The following is a 2,582-nucleotide window of genomic DNA, read 5'->3' as shown; positions in this document are numbered from 1 at the left end:
ACTGAGGGCAGTCGCAATCGAGATTGCGGCGGCCCTGACGCCTCCAGTTCGGAGGGCGCGGCGACTCCAACGGACAATTCTTTCCCGCAACGATTCTTCGCTGTACGACTTGAGCGCTATCGAGCAAAAAAGCGCTTCAGCACCTCGAGCGACACGAGCGCGCTCATGTGACTGCAGTACATCTGGAAGTCATCGCTCTTAGCGCGGTCTGCAAGGTCAGACACAGCCTTGATGCAAATCGCATGGACAGGTGCACCGGCGTGGTTCTCGGCTGCGTAGTAGAGCCCGTAGCACTCCATGTCAACGCCCGCCATCTTCCGGTGCTGTTCGCGGAATACTTTCTGAATATCGAGGGATGCGACAACCGAGCTACCAGTAACCATCGGACCTACGACCAAACGAGGCGCCACCGGCGGCTTCGTACCTGCATACTCGGCATGTAGGGCGGAAAGGACTGCCTCAGCGCTTCGCGCTTGAGCAATGAGCTCTGCCGCAGCGTCGCGCTGGTCTAACGCCGTCGCGAGCGTGCCGCCGTCAGTCCACTTCCCCGCCTGCCAGTCCCAGCTCTTCTCCGCAACAAGGACATCGCCAAGCTGAACGTGGTCGGAGAATCCGCCACAGATGCCAGTCATTAGCAGTACTCGAGGGCGGAACTCTGCCAAGAGTGCGGTCGCTGCATGGGTAGAAGCAACAGGGCCCATCTGAGAAAGATGCGCACACGCAATCCGTCGTTCAGCACCGTTAAGGGTTGCGGTTCCCGTACGGCATACGATGTTTCGCCTCAACAACTGTTCAGCCCCGAGCTTCAGCGGCCAGCTTGAATACACGGCTTCGAGCTCTGGCGATCGAAGAGCGTTGAGCACACAGATGTCGTAGTCATTCATGCCTTCAGCGGACTCAACTCGCTGAACTAATAGCAGCAGTGCATTCAATGACTCGCGCCAAGCCGCTTCCCCTGGCGCTACGTGCAGCACCTGAGTTACCAGGCTTCTGAACTCATCATCGAATGCCGCGCGTGCGTCGAGGCTAGCCGTCATCCCAAGGATGTAGCGCGGGGCCTTTGTGGTGCCATCATCCACAATCTGCCGAAGCAGCTCGACACTGTCTTCGCCTCGAGGGACAGCACCCGCTCTCACTGGAAGCAACACGTCTATCAGCAGAACGTCGACGGGCACCCGTTCGAGGAGAATGCGTGCCCCTGCGGCATGCTCAGCTGTCAGAATGTCGGCGACAGCGACGCCGCGTTCGACAAGAAACGCTTGGACAACCGCTACCTTTTGCGGGTCGTCGTCGACAATCAAAACTCTCATCTCTTCTCCGTCAAACGAACGCGCGACAGAACGTCTTGAAGCGCCTGCCTCCACTCGCCGTGCTGTCCGGTGTAATGAATGACTCCATGGAAGCGGTCGTCAAGTTCGCTTCGAAGGGCTGCCTCTAAGCCTTGGCGGTCTCTGCGCTGTCCCTCGCGTGGCAGAACGAACTCTTCGTACTGCGTCACAACAACACTTCTGGTTGCTGTGGTCTCAGAGTCGATGAAACGCAAGATGTCAGCGCCGCCAAAGCCTTGGGGTTGGCCACCTCCTCGACGGTCCTTTATGAGGTCGAAGGTGGGAATCGACATGTCTACTACAGCGAAGTCAACGTCGGTCTCGCTGAGAAGCGCGATGGCGCTTGTCAATGATTCCGCCGTCTCCACCTGGACGTCTTCCGCAAGAATTTCGCGCAGAAACCCTACGATAGACCGCTGCTTCGGCTCATCGTCTTCAACAACCAGCACCGTGCGTTTACTCATAAGCCTCAAACGCCCCCTCACGGTCATACAGCGGAACCGTCAACGATGTGTACCACTGGTCACTTTCGATGCCAAAGTCAAAGGGCTGTGGGCAAACGTCTCTGGCCACTGCTCGAGTCAAACGGGCTAGCTTCGGGAAGCCGGAACCTCCCTCGAGGCTTATCAGCTCCAAGGGCAGCTCGCCAAGGTACTTCGTTCGCAGGCGGGTAAGCTCGCCACCCTCGAGCAGTTCATTCTTCCGACTCGCCGACAACGCACTTCTGCATGTCAGAGTGAGCAAGCGTCGGTCTGGGTCGAACTCCGCGTGCAACGCTATCGGAGGCAAATCCTCGGCCAATCCTGAGTGCTTCCAAGCGTTCTCGAAAACGACGAAGAGGCAGTCCATTAAGACGGCCAAGCCCGACGTAGTCAAGGGCAGGTGGGTTGCCGGCAAGCACAGCACCTGAACGTTCGCCGAGGACGCTCGATGTACGTTCTTGGTAGCGACAGACGCAATCTCGATGGCGTCCGGCAACTGGTACTTTTCGCCGCCTACCATGCTTGGCAGCTGGAACCACTCGGCCACGGTGTCGCACTGTGACTTGGTCATCGTCGAAGCAGTCGTCAGCGTCGTCACGAGAGGCACGTATCGAGGCCCTAGCGCCCGCAAGTTCTGCATGAGTCGCTCTACTCTGCCATGAAGAGCTGGGGCGAGGACATCGTCCACATACGCACGTAAGCTGCTCAGCCCTGCCTCGATAAGCTTCCAAAACGCAAAGTACCCGTTGCACAAGAATGCGTGGAACGAGGG

General features: G+C 58.2%; 3 protein-coding genes. All 3 read right to left on the bottom strand.

From position 1 onward, the window contains the following. Window positions 1-116: 116 nt before the first annotated feature. A complete protein-coding gene (locus AC1DYI_RS32375; RefSeq protein WP_477208217.1) occupies window positions 117-1,310 on the bottom strand; it encodes a phosphorylase family protein in 1,194 nt (397 codons plus the stop codon). Further along, entirely contained in the window at window positions 1,307-1,792 is a 486-nt protein-coding gene (locus AC1DYI_RS32370; RefSeq protein WP_477208216.1) for a hypothetical protein, read from the bottom strand. The genes AC1DYI_RS32375 and AC1DYI_RS32370 overlap by 4 nt, the downstream gene beginning before the upstream one ends. Further along, a partial coding sequence (locus AC1DYI_RS32365; RefSeq protein ID WP_477208215.1) for a hypothetical protein occupies window positions 1,785-2,582 on the bottom strand: 798 nt, incomplete at its 5' end. The genes AC1DYI_RS32370 and AC1DYI_RS32365, both read right to left, overlap by 8 nt.

The organism is Ideonella sp. P3_A4 (assembly GCF_056403075.1).
Note: the sequence above shows the minus strand (reverse complement) of the source record. Positions and strands in the feature narration are given on the sequence as shown.